This is a genomic window from Paenibacillus sp. S25 (genome assembly GCF_019454085.1).
Classification (GTDB): Bacteria; Bacillota; Bacilli; order Paenibacillales; family Paenibacillaceae; genus Paenibacillus; species Paenibacillus polymyxa_B.
In genome coordinates, this window is record NZ_CP073683.1 from 2,528,301 (window position 1) to 2,545,000 (window position 16,700).

Sequence of the window (16,700 nt, forward strand, 5' to 3'; positions counted from 1 at the left end):
ACTAAATTGCATTTTGGTATCGGTGATTACTCAGGTTTTTTTATATCAACCAGAGAGCATTGGAGGCAGGCATTATGAGCAAACATGATGAATTAGCGAAATTCATTGTAACTAATGTAGGCGGAGAAGAAAATATACGTGATCTGTACCATTGTATGACCCGTCTGAGATTTACACTTAAGGACAAGCAAAAAGCCAATAAACAGGTTTTGGAAAATTCAGACAGTGTCATTTCCGTGATAGAAAGCGGAGGGCAGTACCAGGTGGTGATCGGCAATCATGTCAACGAGGTTTATGATACGATTGCGAAGAACTATAACCTTCAGGTAAAAAGCGGTAACGACAAAAAAGAGGATAATGCAAAGGAAGGTAATTTCATCAGTCGTGCTTTTACCGTCATGAGCTCTATCTTCCAGCCGATTGTACCTGCTTTGGCTGGTGCAGGGATGCTGAAAGCTATCCTGGTTATTCTTACACAGTTAGAGTGGTTGGACAGTGCCTCCAGTACCTATGCTATCCTTGCTGCCGCAGGCAACGGCGTATTTTTCTTCCTGCCACTGATGTTAGCGTTTTCAGCTTCGAGAACATTCAAGACCCAGCCTATCGTATCTGCTGCTATTATGGCCGCTCTGCTGGAGCCTAACTTCACCAAGCTGATGGAAAACACGGGGGATATTGCTTCCTTTATCCACATTCCCGTTGTCCTGATGAGTTATACGACATCCATTATTCCAGCAATTTTAGCCATTTGGCTGTATTCATATCTGGAACGGTTTCTGAAGCGGGTGGTTCCGAAAAGCATTGAATTATTTATGGTCCCGCTTGTTTCCTTATTAATTATGGTTCCGCTTACTGCCATTGTGATCGGTCCACTGGGAGTGTACACCGGTAAAGGTATTGCGGATGGTATTGAATTTTTGAGTACGCAAAGCGGTCTCTTGACTGGGGCCATTTTGGGAGGCGGCTGGACCTTCCTGGTGATGTTTGGTTTACACTGGGGGATTGCACCTGCGATGATCAACAATCTTTCCCTCAAAGGGTTTGATACGATCCGACCTATGATGGCTTCTGCGACCTTCGCCCAATCCGGTGTCGCTCTTGGGGTCTTTCTGAAAGCCAAAGATAAAAAGCTGAAAGCTTACGCACTGTCATCTATTTTCCCTTCATTGTTCGCTGGTATTACAGAACCTATCGTTTACGGACTGTCCGTGAAGCTGAAAAGACCAATGATTGCCGCCGTCATCGGTGGAATGATCGGAGGGGCCATTGCCGGACATTTCCAGACGACCGTGCTTGCTTATGTGTTCCCGGCAATAACAACTATTCCGGCATTCTTTACGAATACAATTGCTTTTTATTTGATTAGTATCATCATTTCATTTGTGGTTACTACCGTATTGACTTATATTCTGGGCTTTAATGAAGGAAAAGGGGCAACGGATGCGGAGACAGGAAAGACGGAAGCAGAAAAATCCGAGCCTGCCTTACAAACTGAACCTGGACATACTGAAGTCACCGAGAATGTCTATGCGCCTATCCATGGCCAAATTGTTCCGCTTCATGAGGTGCCTGATCCTGCGTTCTCTACAGAAGCGATGGGTCAAGGAATAGCCATTCTACCGAGTGAAGGAAAGGTATATTCACCGGTTTCAGGGGTTGTCTCGCTCGTATTTCGAACCGGCCATGCGATAGCCATCACCTCAGATAACCATCTGGATCTGTTAATTCATGTGGGACTAGATACGGTTAAGCTGAAAGGCAACTATTTCACGAAGCATGTAGAACAAGGGCAACGGATTGAACGAGGCGATTTGCTGCTTGATTTTGATATTCCGAAAATCCAGGCAGCCGGTTATGACCTGACCACTCCAATTATTGTTACCAACAGCACTGATTACCAAAAGGTTACCCAGACACAGCAAAAATCCGTAGATTTGCAAAGTATTTTGCTCACTGTACATTAAATAAAGGAGGAAATGAGTTATGACAGCACAAATAGCCAAAAGTTTTCCTGAAAATTTTCTATGGGGTGGTGCTATAGCAGCGAATCAAGCTGAAGGGGCATGGAACGAGGATGGTAAAGGGCCAGCAATCAGCGATGCATTTCGGGGAGGAATAGTAGGCGGGACGTTTGATGATACGATTGATGAAAACAAGTACTACGCCAGCCATGAAGCGATTGATTTTTACCATCGTTATAAAGAAGATATCGCCCTGTTCGCCGAAATGGGCATGAAATGCTTTCGGACTTCCATTGCATGGTCCCGAATCTTTCCGAATGGGGATGATGCCGAGCCAAATGAAAAAGGGCTGCAATTTTACGATGATCTGTTTGATGAGCTACTGAAGTATGGAATTGAGCCGGTCATCACCATTTCTCACTTTGAGCTGCCTCTGAATCTGATTCGCAAATACGAAGGCTGGAAAAGCCGCGAGCTGATTGGATTCTACGTAAAGTATGCGGATGTTGTCTTCAAACGTTATAAAAACAAAGTGAAATATTGGATGAACTTCAACGAAATCAACCATTTTCATACCATCCCTTTGGCGGCAGGAGGCATTGTTGTTCAAGACGATGAGCACAAGCTGCCGACCATTTATCAGGCTAGTCATCATGTTTTCGTTGCCAGCGCCCTGGCTACTAAACTGTGTCATGAAATTATCCCAGGAGCGATGATGGGCGCTATGTTATCCCTGAGTCCGATCTATCCGAATACCTGTAATCCGGACGATGTGTTTGAAGCCTATGAGCTGAGAAGAAGATCTTTATTTTATTCGGATGTGATCCTTAGAGGCTATTATCCAAGCTATGCCAAACGGATCTGGAAAGAGCATAACATTATGGTCCAAATGGAGCCCGGAGATGAACAATTACTGCGAGAGCATACAGCTGATTATTTAGGATTTAGCTATTATCGAAGTACGACACATAAAGCAGGTATGCCCATCTTGGGCAACACAGGGGGAATTATGGGACTCGACAATCCCTATTTGGAAAAAACGCCGTGGGGATGGCCAATTGACCCAAAGGGCTTCCGCTATGTTTGTAATGAGATGTACGACCGATATCAGAAACCTCTGTTTGTTGTAGAGAACGGCTACGGCAGTCATGATGAAATTTTGGAAGACGGTTCAATTCATGATCCCGAGCGGGTAGACTATCTGAACAAGCATCTGATCCAGCTGCATGAAGCTATTGAGGATGGCTGCGAAGTGCTCGGCTATACCTGGTGGGGTCCAATCGACATTGTCAGTGCGGGAACAGGAGAAATGAAAAAAAGGTACGGCTTTATCTATGTAGACAAAAACAACGATGGTACGGGTACGCTGGAAAGAAGAAAAAAGAACAGCTTCTACTGGTACCAAAAGATTATTGAATCCAATGGTGAAGTATTGTTTGAACAAAATAAAGGAAAATAGTTCTGTATTAAATAAAAGTCAGAAACGAACCGGCCAGAGATACAATCTTTGGCTGGTTCGTTTGTTTATGTGTAGGAGCAGAGGGGAAAACGGGTTTCAAAATCTGTTTGTCTGCGATTGCTCCTAACCGAAATGCGGCCATCATGCAACTCGGTAATACTTTTTGTAATCGCAAGGCCTAGTCCGGTGCCTCCAGTTTCCTTGGAACGTGATTTGTCCACCCGGTAAAACCGTTCAAACAAGTGCGGGACATCTTCCGCAGGAATTGGGGTGCCGTAGTTGGTGCAGATTACCACCGCCTCGTCGTCTTCGCGTCCTATGGTGATATCGAGGCGTTTGCCGTCTTTTCCGTATCGAATAGCGTTGGAAAACAAATTTTCATACAGGCGTACAAGCTCGTCGGTATCGGCTAGAATCCGAACAGGCTCGACGATTCGGACACGGTAGGACATGTCCGCCTGTTCCAGCGAGGGTACAAATTCCTCAGCAAGCTGAGTGAGCAATTTGCCGAGATCTACAGGCTCCAGCTCCAGTGGCAGACTGCCACCGCTCACACGCGTGTATTCAAACAGCTCGTCGATCAGCTTTTTAAGCGTCAATGACTTTTCATAAGCAATGTTCACATAATAGCGCAGCTCAATTTCATCCCGATAACGGTCGGTTTCAATATATTCCAAAAAACCGATCACGGATGTTAGCGGGGTACGAAGATCATGAGATACGCCAGTGATCAGGTCGTTTTTGGCTTTGGCGGAAGCCCGTTCTTCTTCCAGTGAGAGACGGAGCTTGTCCGCCATGGTGTTCATATTTTTCGCCAAGGTACCCAGCTCGTCCGCTGAAGAAACAGGGATCGTATAGGACAGATCTCCATCAGCAAACTCCTGCATTCCCGTCGTAATTTCGCGAAGGTAGCCAATCGTATTTTTGGTAAAAAGGAAAAAGAAATAGATATATGTAGGTAGCCCGCCCACCAGCATGATCAGTGGGGACCCAATGTGATTTACGATCCAGCGAACCAGACGGGTGCCAAAAAATGAACGGGAAGGGTTCAGCCATAGTAGCAAAGATGCTCCATAATAAAACACCATCAAAATCAGTCCGGTTAGAGCGAAAGCGGCAAGGCTAAGGGCGGCCAGCTTCCAACCTAATGTGTCATATCGTTTTGCCTTCAAGACGTGAATCCTCCATTAATCGAATTTTTCCATTTTGTAGCCAATGCCCCACACCGTTTTCAGGTATTTGGGTTTTCTCGGATCAGCCTCAATTTTCTCGCGAATTTTACGCACATGAACCATCAGCGTGTTGTTGGATTCCAGATATTGCTCCTTCCACACTTTTTCATAGATCTGCTCCATGCTCAGCACTTGACCACGATTACGTGCCAACAGCTCGACAATGGCAAATTCACGCGGGGTCAGCTTAATGGATTCTCCGGCGAGAGTGACCTCATGCGTAGCAGAATTAATGGAGAGTTCATCCAGTATCATTTCATGCTCCAATGCAGGGGAGGAGTGGGTGTATTTCCGTACTCTGCGCAGCTGGGATTTGATGCGTGCCACCAGCTCCAACGGGCTGAACGGCTTAGTGACATAATCATCGGCCCCGACGCTGAGTCCTGTTATTTTGTCCATATCTTGTCCCTTCGCAGACAACATAATAATCGGAAAATGCTCGGTTTCCCTGATCTTCATGCAAGCTTCAACCCCGTCCATATTGGGCATCATCACATCAAGCACCATCACATCTATCGATTCCCGACTGACTTGCTCCAGCGCTTCCAGTCCGTCTCGTGCCATAAGCAGTCGATATCCTTCATTTTCCAAATAAATTTGCATCAGCTTAATAATTTCAGGTTCATCGTCTACTAATAAAATGGTTCCGTTATGCATGGTTGTGCACCCTTTCTGTTCTTTCCAGCAGTATACAATATGGGCGTATTATATACCTTTTTAAAGATGGAGGCTATGGACACTCATCTCAGTTCGCTTGCTTGGGGTCGTCAGCCTTTGGATAGTGCTGTTTCAGTTGAAGAAATACGGTTTTCTTGCTTGAATTGTCTTTTTTCTATTCCTGGTAGTTGACCGAAAAAGATCCAAGCAAATGGCAGGAAACGGGAGATGATCGACACGACGAGCCAAGAGCAAAGAAGTGCAAAGCAAAAACCTCCGGCATACCACACATGAATAAGCTGCGGAGAACCGATATGTGGTGAAAACTGCCGATACAGGAGCAGGAAGAACGGATGAATCAGATACACACCAAAGGACAGTGTGCCCAGACGTTCCAGTTTGCGAGTGATAAAGGAATGTTGTCGTCTGTACATTAAAAAGGAAATCTGTAGTATTACCAGCGTGCTAGACAGGCTGTACATATTATACATAAGTTCAAAAACTAGCGAATTGTACGAGATTCCGTACATTCTATTTTCGTACCACATATAGACATGCATGGTGGCTGAAATTAGCCATAAAGCCCAAATTGCGATCCATGTCAGCACTCCGGCAACACTTCGTTCCCCCTTACGCATCAGAAACCACGTTCTCAGCTGTGGGTAGTAGTAACCGAGAGCAGCACCCAGCATGTAGCAGGCTATATAAGACAGTGCCCAACTGCCCTTATTTTGAACCTGAAATAGAAATTTATTTCCAATAACAAATGACCACTGTACCAACAGCCCAAGGACAATAGACCATTGTGGAAGTTGCCGACAACGATGGAACAGCCACAGTACGAATGGAAATGCAAGATAGAATTGCATCATGATAAAAATATAATATAAATGAGTATAAGCTTTGCCTGTGGCCAGTTTCAGAGCAAAGCTCTTTGCAAGTGTAGCTATATTCCATGGTTCGGAGCTACCAGCCGTAAGGGACAGGAAGAAATAAAACAGAGAGAACATGACATAAGGTAAGAGGATGTACAGCAATCTCTGCTTATAAAAGCGGCTTAAGAGCTGTCGTCCCATCGGACGATCCTTGTAGTTGTAGAACAGCACCATGCTGCTAAGCGCGATAAATACGGGGGTTCCATACTTCATCAACACATTGAGCGCATTGTATACAACATAAAGACTGGAATTTGTAAGCTGAACCGTCGCATAAGAAGTGGCATGTACCATCAAGACGGCTAAAATCGCCATGGCTCTGACCAACTGCAATTCGGGAATTTTTTGTTTGGTCTTTGGCTTCATAAGCTTCATTTCCTTTCAGGAGTGAACTGTATCTTGTTGAACTCTTTCTATTAAAAGATAAAGTTCTTAACAACCCTAAAGGGAACGGCTTAAGAAACGCTTATGAACTTCTTAACTTTTGTTAAGAATTGAGGATTTTTAGAAAATCCCATAAGCGACTTTCAATGAACAAGATATAGATCGAAATGGTTTAGTTCGTCTATATATTGCACTTCGGAGCGACTGGAGTCGAATTTTGCAAAATCCTGAATTAGAAAAAACTTCCATAGCCTCAAAATAAGTGGCATGGAAGTTCTTTTTTTATACTCATGATCATTCGTTATTTGCAGCGTTTGATAGGTGCGCGTCTAATTTGTCCACGAATGGCACCGTTCGGATGACGGATCGTGTGGACATTGACGTAGGCATTGCCCTCTCTGATTTGGCACACCAAATCATAAATGGTTCTGCCTCTGAGTGGACCGGTAAGATCACATGCACGGAGCACGCCGCTAACGACGCCTCTTCTAACGGTTATGCCAAACTTCGAAGGACCAAACAGTGTAGCAACAACAGGACCATTTTCACCTCTTCGTCCCAGATGAATATGCGCTTCGGTTACACGCGAGATATTGCGTACAGTCAGTTCAAAGCTTAATTGTTGGCTCGCTTGACGGTAACGAAATTCGGCTGTTCCTGTCGCATTTGTTCTGACAGGAGGCACTTCATTAGCCCCCCTTAAGATGGCTCTAAACTTATTAGACATGACATCCCTCCTTTCCCAGTGTTGGTTTAGTGTATTCACAGGGCCAGAGAAAGGGCTGCACATTAGCCTATTCATTAGAAGTTGTGTGTTTTACAAGTTATTCAGTCCAAGCACAAAACAAACTTTTTCATAGTCTATGAGTATCTGGTAGAGAGAGGAGGGGAAACCATGGGGACATTTATTGATGGAAGAACATCCCAAAATGCTTCGACAGCCAACTCTATTGCCATTCCGATCACGGTTTTGAATACACCTCAATTGTTTGGGCAGATCGGATTAAACACACAGGGAGCTACAGGTACGCCACGGGTTCTGCTTAAAGGAACCATATCGCTTCAACTTCCGCTTGCTTTAGTAGGAATTACTATCACTATTGTAAGAGGTACTGTGGTAACTGACCCTGTTGTTTATTCGGCTACATCCACTTTTAGTTTGAGTTTATTAGCTCCACAGGTTATTGCGTTCTCAGCAGATGATTTCAATCCGCCGATTACGCCACAACTGGTGTACACTGCTTTTGTTTCTGCTAACCTGCTGGGTACAATACGTGTAGGTCCAGAGAGCTTTGACGGAATTTTGGTTGCGGATTAATGTAGTGATTTTGATATGAAGAAATATTGCTTCATAAAGCTTCGCAGTTGTAACTGCGAGGCTTTTTTGTGTACAAGTACAAGTTTTAGCTTAACGAATAAACTACTTTTCTTTGCATAATAATCACATAGGCATAACCCTGCAACAATTGGTAGAATTTTATGTATGCGCTTACAAAAAATAAAATATTCTTTGCTTCGTACAATTAAAAATCTGAAGGAGGAATGAAGAATGAAATGGAAAAAAGGATTGACTGGTATGCTTTTAGCAGCTTTTTTGTGTGGTGCACCAGGTATGGGCATAGCTACGCCGGCACATGCATCCGCTGGAGAGTACAAGTTTGATTTTGGCGGAGGTACGGTCGAAACGGGTTATACCGGTGTGAGTGCTTCGCTGTCCTATGACTCAGCACGTGGATATGGCTTTCGTACCCCTGAGAATATGCGTAATGTCAGCGCTTCGGGGACTGGAGTGGCAAGTGATGCCGTACGGTTCCTGGCTACAGGTACGAAAAGCGAGAATACTTTTGACGTTGATCTTCCTCCTGGTTTGTATGAGGTGTCGGTTACTTTAGGAGATACCTCTCGTTCGAGTATTGCGGCTGAAGGGGCGTATCAGGTCATTAATATGACAGGGAATGGGGCCAAGGATCGCTTTCAAATTCCAGTGAAAGATGGGCAGCTAAATCTGCTAGTTACTGAAGGCAAAGAGGGCGCGGTCTTCACACTCAGTGCATTGGAAATCAGGCAATTATCTAGCAATCCGGTTACGAATCGAACGATTTATATCGGTGGAGATTCTACGGTTTGTAACTATTATCCGCTAGATAGCAGCGTGCAGGCGGGATGGGGCCAACTGCTGCCAGAGTTTGTGAATACGAATACTTTTCAAATTCGCAATATGGCGTCTGGAGGCCAAATTGCTAGAGGCTTCCACCAGGACGGTCAGTTGGAGGCCATTGTCCAATATATTAAGCCGGGGGATTATTTTATTCTCCAATTGGGCATCAATGACACCAATCCAAAGCATAACGAAAGCGAAGCCGAGTTTAAGGACTGGATGAGGGATATGATTCGGCAGGTTAAGGCTAAAGGGGCGACGGTAATCCTGTCAACTCCGCAAGGACGAGCCACTGACTTTAATGCTAACAATGTACACACCGCAGAAAATAGATGGTATAGAAGCGCTATTTTGGCACTGGCTCAAGAGGAACAAACACCTTTAGTCGACCTGAATGTTCTTAGCTCAGCTTATTTCACTTCTATTGGTAAAGACGCTACACTGGCCTTGTATATGAACGGCGATACACTCCATCCAAACTATGAAGGTGCAAGGGAACTGGCCCGATTAGTAGCACAGGATTTAAAAAGGCAGGGTCTGAGCGGATTCTAAATTTAAACGCTGGGTTTTCCCCTGCTTCTTACATCGGTAGGCGCAGGGGTTTTTAGCCTCTGTTCAGGGTGCTATAATTATTGAAAAAGCAATAGTAATACGGAGGAATTAGAACATGCAGCCTTTCACTGCCCGTGTGCTTCAAATTATACTGTTGATCCCTGAGGGAAAAGTAATGACTTACGGTCAAATTGCGGCAGAGGCCGGAAGCCCAAGAGGTGCCAGACAGGTGGTGCGAATTTTGCATACATTGAGCCAAAAACACCAACTTCCTTGGCATAGAGTAGTCAACCGTTTGGGGGAGATTGCTTTGCAGGAGGATGAGTCCGCATCCCTGCAGCGTCTGTATTTGGAGGAGGAAGGCATACGTTTTAATGAAAGCGGGCGTATTCCACTCGATCAATATCTCTATGATCCGCAGGCGGAGATGGAAGAATAGGAACGGAACAAGCTATGCGGTTTTATATTAGATTTGATGATCACAAAAATCCGGGACAAATCAATTATCGATTTGACCCGGATTTTTTTCATCTAGCATACGAAGCAGATAACTAGAGGTAATCTGTTATTTATAGCATAAGATTCACTTGTCATTTTAGCCGATAAGATGCTGCTGATCCCGTTGGGCAAGGTGAAAAGAAATGCTGTTCATCAGCGGTATATCATTATTTTTCCGGGCTTCCCGGATTAGTTGTTTCTTTTTTTGTTCTGATTCACGTAAAAAGCGGGTCATCCACAAATCAGACGGTTCGTTAGTGGTTGTCATGCGAGATTCTTTTATCATCTATTAACCCTCCCAGTGAGCGGCTGTTATTCTTTCTCTAGTATATGTTCCAAACCTTAATAGATGCTGTTGGTTTCCTTAAAATTAGCTGAAAATTAGGTAAAGTTCAGGTAAAAATAGGGTGAATCAATATCTCATTGGATGAAAAGTAGTATAAAGCGAGTAATCAGGAAGCAAAGGTTACAAAAATGTATTGTTTTGACACCTTGTACCAACATAAACCTGAAAGTACAATTAGAATGCAAAGAGTTCGTGGAAGTTTATGTCGAAAAAAATGGAAAAGATTCGGGGAATGAACCGAAAGGGGAGAGATTCATCTATGAAGCAAAAAGCGGCTGTCGTGCTGCTTGTATTGTCCTTATCATCAGGCTTGGCCTCTACTGTACAGGCTGAGAGTTTATCAGGGAATGTAGCATCAAGTACATCGGTTAGTCCATCTAATGCGGCTACATCGAAGACGCCATCCGTAACGGGTCAGGCTTTACCTACATTAACACTCAAACAGGCCGTGGAATGGGCACAGACGAACAATTACAATACGCGTACCGCCGAACGGGATGTAGAGCGTCGCAGAATGGAACTGAAAAATGCAGAAAAGGATCTGGGAAATGCATTTGTTGATTTTATAGACGGTGAATATGTTGATGATAATACCTCTTGGAGAAGTTATAACTCTTCGACGCTATCTTATCTAGCCAGCAAAAAGCAGGCGCAGTTTGCCAAAGACCAGATTTATTTTAATGTGATGAAAAGCTATCAAAGTGTGTTCGTGGCAGAGAATCAAGTGAAAAATGATCTAGAAGCGCTTGAAATTGCCCAAGCAGAGGAAAAGATTGCACTTGCCAAATTTGCGCGCGGCAAGCTGTCTGAGTATGCAAAAAACGAGAGTACACAGGCCAGAAGCCAGGCTCAGCAAACAGTAGAGCAGGGGAAAATTGCGTTTCAAAAATCCAGGGATGCTCTGAACTTCCTCATGGGACAGCCTAATGGAACAGCCTATGAATTGGTTGACCGGCCCGTGTACAAGGAACCGAAGAAGCTGGATATCGAAATACATATACAACAGCTGACAGACATGAATCCGAACTTATGGAAGCTCGAGGATAGCATCAAAACTTCGGAACTTAATGTGAGATACTTCGATTTTAATAACGGTGCAGGTGCTTACGATCTAGCTAAAATGGATGTCGATACGGCTAAAGAGGAGCTCGACAAAGGCCAAAAGGATTTTGCCGAATCACTCCGCAATTTGTATGCCACGGTTAAGGAAAACCAAAAAAAATACGTACAATTGGAAGAAAGCTTGCGTACGGCAAAAGAGGCCTTGGAGTTATCACGCAAAAAGTGGGCCAGAGGTCTAATTATCGAGATGGAATTGAAAAATAATCAGTTGAAAGTGAACCAGATTGAACGGCAAATGGAAGAGCTGGCGATCGAGTTGGATCAAAATGAGTATACGTTGAACAAGCCATGGAGCACATAGGGAGGAAAAGGCGTTGGCAGAAACGGTTTTAAATGATGCTTTAATCAAGTTACGGAAAAAACGGAGAAAAAAGTGGATATGGACTGCAATTGTTCTACTAGTTGTAGGTGGAGGCGGAGCGGCAGTATATCTGAATCTGCCCAAGGAGCAGGCGGCACTTTTGGTTCAGGATGAGACGCTTAAAGTAGAGCGCGGCGATGTGAGTGAGAAGCTGGACACGTCCGGTACCGTGCAAGCGTCCAAGGAAGTGAAGTTAAACTTCACGAGTGCAGGTGATAACAAGCTGGCAGTGGTAAATGTGAAAGCTGGGGACAAGGTGAAAAAAGGACAGGTGCTGGCTCTTCTGGACAGTTCGGAAATTAAAATGCAAATTCAGACTGCGTCTGATACTTTGGAAATATCCAAATCCAAGCTGGCTGAATTGGAGAAAGGTCCGAAGGCAGAGGACATTGAAATTCAGAAAACAAATGTACTTCGGGCCAAAATGGCTATCGATACAGCGCAAGAATCATTTGAGCTGGAAGAAGCCGAAAGTCAGAAGAAAACTTCCCAAAAGCAGTTGGAACAGGCGCGAAAGGCATATGAGGACCAAAAGTTTTTACATGATGCCGGTGCGGTGTCTAACAGTGAATTGGAGCAGGCAGAGCAAGCACTTGATAAAGCACAGACGGACTATGATGGTCTGGATCTGCAGTTCCGCAAAATCATGTCGCAAAAACGTCGCACCATTTCAGAAGCTGAAATCGGATATCGTACGGCAATGGCAGAGCTTCGCAAAATTCAGGTTCCGGCTGATGCATCCAATATTCAAGCCTCACGGATAGAGGTTCGAAGACAGGCGACGGAACTGGAGCAGAAGAAAAATGAATTGAACAAACTTCAGGTCACAGCACCTTGGGACGGGGTAATCTTGAAGGTGAACGGGGATGTAGGGACTAGTCCGACAGCTCCATTCATTGTCATGAATAACTCGGATTCCAACGATCTTAAGGTAGTTGTGAAGGTAAGTCAGACCGACATTGTCAAGGTAAAGAAGGGGCTTTCAGCCGTGTTGACTACCAATGCATATCCTGGTGAATTATTTCCAGGGAAGGTGCAATTCGTCTCACCGGAAGCCTCTACGGATGAAGGGATGACGACATATCTGATGGAATTGTCTGTTCATGACCCGAAAGGCAAGCTCAAAACGGGCATGATTATGAATGTGTCCGTTATTTTGGGAGTACACAAAAATGTACTGTTCGTACCTGCTACTGCGCTGAGATCGGAAGGGGGACAGGATGGCGTGTATGTTGCCGCTAATAACGCTGCGAATCCAGGGGCGCGCACATTCAAGCCCGTAGAACTCGGATTTTACACGCCAGATCGAGTCGAGCTCAAGTCAGGTGTAAAGGAGGGTGACACGCTTATTGTGCCTGCTCCTGAACCTCCGCCGGACCCTTCCGCTATGGGCGGCATGCAGGGAGGCTTTTAAACGGGTATGAGATACGTCATTCAGATTGAGGATTTGAAAAAAGTGTATCAGGTCGGAGATCAGGAAATTCATGCCCTGCGTGAGGTACAACTTGATATTGCTGACGGTGATTTTGTTGCGATCATGGGACCGTCTGGATCAGGCAAGTCCACGATGATGAATGTCATCGGCTGTCTGGATTTACCTACATCGGGACAATTTTATTTGGATGGCTATTCGATATTAGATGCCCGCGAGGATGAACTGGCTATTATACGTAATCAGAAAATCGGATTTGTATTTCAAAAGTTCCATTTGCTCCCGCGAGCAACGGCTTTGGAGAATGTGGAACTGCCTATGATCTATGCGGGTATTCCTGCCAAGGAGCGTCGTTTGCGGGCAATGGAGGCTCTCACTAGCGTAGGTCTAGGAGATCGGATGAACAATAGGCCAAACGAATTGTCAGGCGGTCAGCAGCAGCGGGTGTCAATTGCGCGCGCACTTGTGAACAATCCGGTCATTCTCTTGGCGGATGAACCGACAGGCGCATTGGACTCCAAAACAAGTGTTGAAATAATGGGGATTTTTCAGCGTCTGAATGATCAGGGGAAAACGGTTGTATTGGTTACTCATGATCAGGAGGTTGCGGAATACGCCAAGCGTCTGATTCATTTTCGGGATGGGCGGATTGAAGAGGATCAGCCTGTTGGGAAACGAAGAATGGCGGCAGAGGAAGTGAAGGCATGAAGTTTAAGGAAATTATCCGTGTATCGCTCAACAGTTTGCGAACCAATATGCTGCGATCTTTGCTGACCATGGTGGGCATTATTATCGGAGTGGCCGCTGTGATTATGATTGTAGCCATCGGTAAAGGATCAACGGCTACGATTACATCTCAGATCAACAGTATGGGAAATAATCTGCTGATGATCTATCCTTATGCTCCATATGATGGCTCCAGTTCCATGTCGTTCAGTCAGACGAAAGGAATATCTCTGGAAGATATCGATGCGCTAGAGCAGCAAAAAGCAGTAGCAGAGGTAGCACCAAGTGCCATGACCAATGCAGATATTACGTGGAGTCGCAATAAGGTCAGCGCGCAAATTGAGGGGACTTCGCTGGCATTCGTTCATGTGAGAAAGCTGTCACTAGCTCAAGGCAGGTCGTTTACCCACTATGAAGTAGATAAACAAATGAATGTGGCCGTGCTTGGGAGTGATGCGGCCCGTAATATTTTTGGTCCGGATGCCTCCAGAGCGGTCGGTGAGACGATCATGATTAAACAGCTTCCTTTTAAGGTGGTTGGTGTGCTGGCAAATTCCAATTCCAATATGAGTAACAGTGGTCAGCAGGTATATGTACCGATTACAACGGGGATGGAACGGCTAGGCAATATGAGTATTCAGCAGGTGAACGCCTCTGCAACAACAGAGGAGAAGATTAATCAGGCAAGTGCTGAAATTCGGCAGGTACTACGTGCCAGACATGAGCTAAAGCCATCAGAGGGCGATGACTTTCAGATCATGACCCAGACGGAAATCTTAAAAACAGTGTCCGGGGTTGATCGAATTATGAATATGTTGCTGGTCGGTGTAGCTGCAATTGCGCTTGGTGTCGGAGGTGTCGGCATTATGAATATTATGCTAGTGTCCGTCACGGAACGTACGAGGGAGATCGGGATTCGCAAAGCGATTGGTGCGCAACGCAGTGATATTATGCTGCAGTTTGTGGCTGAGGCTGTTTTTCTCAGTCTGATGGGTGGGCTGGTTGGTGTAATGGTGGGTCTCGGAGGTGCAAAGCTGCTCGAGAAATTCGTCCAAATGCCGATTGTGTATTCGATAGAGCCCGTGCTTTACTCTTTTCTGTGCTGTATGGGGGTTGGAGTGTTGTTCGGAGTATATCCGGCGCGAAAGGCGTCGAAGCTGCGTCCAATTGATGCTTTAAGATACGAATAAGGGAGCGGGTACTTCGCCTTACTCGAAAGAGCAGGGTGCAAAGTACCCGTTTTTTGTGTTAAATAAGTGTTTTAAATGATAAAAAGACATGAATAACCGCCTTAATTTTATATATGTGATGTTTTATATGCTTTTTAAGGTTGATTTATTGATATATATGACGTATTATATTCAATATTAGATCGGAAGAAAAAAGGAGGGACGTTCATCATCGACCTTACGGCAAGACAAGTAGAAATTTTAAACATCGTACAAAAGCATGCCCCGATTACCGGGGATCAGATTGCGGAAATGCTTAATCTCAGCAAGGCGACCATTCGGACCGACCTATCCAAATTGGGCATTCTGAATTACATAGATGCAAAGCCCAAGGTCGGATATTTTGTTGGAAAGCGGGGCACGCCGAACCGGGAGGAAAAATTCCGGCTGTTGCAAATGAAGGTCGGCGATCTTCATGGGGTTCCAGTCATCGTACGAGAAACAACAACGATTCAGGAAGCTGTGGTAGCTCTCTTTTTGGAAAATGTGAGCAATTTGATCGTCACCGATGAAGACGGAGATTTGGCAGGGGTAGCTTCCCGCAAGGATTTGCTTAAGGTAACGTTAGGGAATCCCAATGCAGCAACCATTCCTGTCAGCCTTGTGATGACCCGACAGGCGAATGTTGTCACCGTTTCCCCAGAGGATACGGTATTAGAGGCAGCGCGCAAAATTATTGCCCGTCAAATCGACAGCCTGCCTGTTGTCGTCCCTTCCGACTCCGACAAGCCAGGGGAGCACTGGAAAGTCGTGGGACGCATTACAAAAACGAATATTATTAAAATGTTGCTCGATATGGTAGCAGAGGATTAATGGGAGGAATCGAATGGTTCAGGTGAGCAGTCATTTTATAGCGATCTGTTCAGACTCGATTGGCGAGACGGCAGAAGCTGTCGTACAGGCGACCATGCGCCAATTTGAGTTACCGGACACAGAGATCAAAAGATTTATGAACGTGAGGGATGAAGACGAACTGAGCCGGGTGATGGAGGAAGTTGCCGAGCGTAAAGGCTTCGTAGCTTATACGCTGGTACAGCCAGAATTGAGAGAAGCGATGAAAGAGGAGGCTGTCCGGCTGAATGTGCGGGCTGTCGACATTATGGGACCGATGATGCAGGCGTTTGCCGATACGTTCCATAACGATCCCAAAGAGAAGCCTGGTCTGCTGCACCGACTGGACGATAACTATTTTCGCCGTGTAGAGGCCTTGGATTTTGCGGTTCAATATGATGATGGCAAAGATGTGAGCGCCATTCTCAAAGCGGATATTGTATTGCTTGGAGTATCCCGTATTTCCAAAACCCCTTTATCCATGTTTCTCGCGCATAAAGGTTATAAAACGGTCAACATACCGATTGTACCGGAGCTGACACCGCCTGTTCAGTTGAAGGATGTTCAGCGTGGTCGAGTATTCGGATTAACGATCGAGCCAGAGTTACTGTTGAAAATACGCAGTGAGCGACTAAAGGTTATGGGGCTTCCTAATAATGTGCAGTATGCTACAGCGATGAGGGTAGAAGAGGAAATAGCGTATGCGCAGTCTTTGTTTAAAGAGCTGAATTGCCCGGTTATTGATGTTACAGATAAGGCGATTGAAGAGACGGCAGGTTTAATTATCAGAATGTTATAGAGCCTAGTAGCTGCTCAT

General features: G+C 45.2%; 16 protein-coding genes. 11 read left to right on the forward strand and 5 right to left on the reverse strand.

Annotated elements, in window-relative coordinates:
- The first annotated feature begins 74 nt into the window (after positions 1–74).
- Both KAI37_RS11360 and KAI37_RS11365 read left to right on the forward strand, forming a co-directional pair.
- Entirely contained in the window at positions 75–1,964 is a 1,890-nt protein-coding gene (locus KAI37_RS11360) for a beta-glucoside-specific PTS transporter subunit IIABC (protein ID WP_220031282.1), read from the forward strand.
- A 19-nt stretch (positions 1,965–1,983) separates the two neighbouring features.
- Entirely contained in the window at positions 1,984–3,420 is a 1,437-nt protein-coding gene (locus KAI37_RS11365) for a glycoside hydrolase family 1 protein (protein ID WP_220031283.1), read from the forward strand.
- A 65-nt stretch (positions 3,421–3,485) separates the two neighbouring features.
- On the opposite strand, the gene KAI37_RS11370 is transcribed toward KAI37_RS11365, so the two are convergent.
- The 4 genes from KAI37_RS11370 to KAI37_RS11385 form a co-directional block, all read right to left on the reverse strand.
- Complete coding sequence (locus KAI37_RS11370; protein WP_071640811.1) at positions 3,486–4,592, reverse strand: sensor histidine kinase; 1,107 nt, start codon at positions 4,590–4,592, stop codon at positions 3,486–3,488.
- 15 nt (positions 4,593–4,607) lie between these two features.
- Entirely contained in the window at positions 4,608–5,309 is a 702-nt protein-coding gene (locus tag KAI37_RS11375; RefSeq protein ID WP_023988433.1) for a response regulator transcription factor, read from the reverse strand.
- A 110-nt stretch (positions 5,310–5,419) separates the two neighbouring features.
- Positions 5,420–6,610, reverse strand: a complete 1,191-nt coding sequence (locus KAI37_RS11380; RefSeq protein ID WP_220031284.1) for an acyltransferase — start codon at positions 6,608–6,610, stop codon at positions 5,420–5,422.
- Positions 6,611–6,929: 319 nt separating this feature from the next.
- Positions 6,930–7,355 carry a CHRD domain-containing protein gene (locus KAI37_RS11385; RefSeq protein WP_071640815.1) on the reverse strand — a complete coding sequence of 142 codons (426 nt, stop codon included), beginning with the start codon at positions 7,353–7,355 and terminating at the stop codon, positions 6,930–6,932.
- Between the two features lie 168 nt (positions 7,356–7,523).
- Between KAI37_RS11385 and KAI37_RS11390 the strand changes: the two genes are divergently transcribed.
- From KAI37_RS11390 to KAI37_RS11400, 3 genes are all read left to right on the forward strand, one after another.
- Positions 7,524–7,946 (forward strand): hypothetical protein, encoded by a 423-nt coding sequence (locus KAI37_RS11390; protein WP_028542329.1) that lies wholly within the window; start codon positions 7,524–7,526, stop codon positions 7,944–7,946.
- Positions 7,947–8,177: 231 nt separating this feature from the next.
- Entirely contained in the window at positions 8,178–9,338 is a 1,161-nt protein-coding gene (locus KAI37_RS11395) for a rhamnogalacturonan acetylesterase (RefSeq protein ID WP_220031285.1), read from the forward strand.
- A gap of 115 nt (positions 9,339–9,453) precedes the next feature.
- The gene (locus KAI37_RS11400; RefSeq protein ID WP_025723333.1) at positions 9,454–9,777 is read left to right on the forward strand and encodes an MGMT family protein; all 324 of its coding nucleotides are present in this window, start codon (positions 9,454–9,456) and stop codon (positions 9,775–9,777) included.
- A 156-nt stretch (positions 9,778–9,933) separates the two neighbouring features.
- On the opposite strand, the gene KAI37_RS11405 is transcribed toward KAI37_RS11400, so the two are convergent.
- Positions 9,934–10,122 (reverse strand): hypothetical protein, encoded by a 189-nt coding sequence (locus KAI37_RS11405; RefSeq protein WP_013370989.1) that lies wholly within the window; start codon positions 10,120–10,122, stop codon positions 9,934–9,936.
- Between the two features lie 319 nt (positions 10,123–10,441).
- On the opposite strand from KAI37_RS11405, the gene KAI37_RS11410 reads away from it, so the two are divergent.
- The 6 genes from KAI37_RS11410 to KAI37_RS11435 all read left to right on the forward strand — a co-directional run bounded on the left by KAI37_RS11410 (position 10,442) and on the right by KAI37_RS11435 (position 16,682).
- Positions 10,442–11,605 carry a TolC family protein gene (locus tag KAI37_RS11410; RefSeq protein WP_220031286.1) on the forward strand — a complete coding sequence of 388 codons (1,164 nt, stop codon included), beginning with the start codon at positions 10,442–10,444 and terminating at the stop codon, positions 11,603–11,605.
- A gap of 13 nt (positions 11,606–11,618) precedes the next feature.
- Positions 11,619–13,079, forward strand: a complete 1,461-nt coding sequence (locus KAI37_RS11415; RefSeq protein WP_071640820.1) for an efflux RND transporter periplasmic adaptor subunit — start codon at positions 11,619–11,621, stop codon at positions 13,077–13,079.
- A 6-nt stretch (positions 13,080–13,085) separates the two neighbouring features.
- Complete coding sequence (locus KAI37_RS11420) at positions 13,086–13,805, forward strand: ABC transporter ATP-binding protein (protein WP_023988440.1); 720 nt, start codon at positions 13,086–13,088, stop codon at positions 13,803–13,805.
- Positions 13,802–15,013 (forward strand): ABC transporter permease, encoded by a 1,212-nt coding sequence (locus tag KAI37_RS11425; RefSeq protein ID WP_076294097.1) that lies wholly within the window; start codon positions 13,802–13,804, stop codon positions 15,011–15,013. The genes KAI37_RS11420 and KAI37_RS11425 overlap by 4 nt, the downstream gene beginning before the upstream one ends.
- A gap of 237 nt (positions 15,014–15,250) precedes the next feature.
- Positions 15,251–15,865, forward strand: a complete 615-nt coding sequence (locus KAI37_RS11430) for a helix-turn-helix transcriptional regulator (protein WP_223822107.1) — start codon at positions 15,251–15,253, stop codon at positions 15,863–15,865.
- A gap of 13 nt (positions 15,866–15,878) precedes the next feature.
- Positions 15,879–16,682 carry a pyruvate, water dikinase regulatory protein gene (locus tag KAI37_RS11435; protein ID WP_025723337.1) on the forward strand — a complete coding sequence of 268 codons (804 nt, stop codon included), beginning with the start codon at positions 15,879–15,881 and terminating at the stop codon, positions 16,680–16,682.
- Positions 16,683–16,700: the final 18 nt, after the last annotated feature.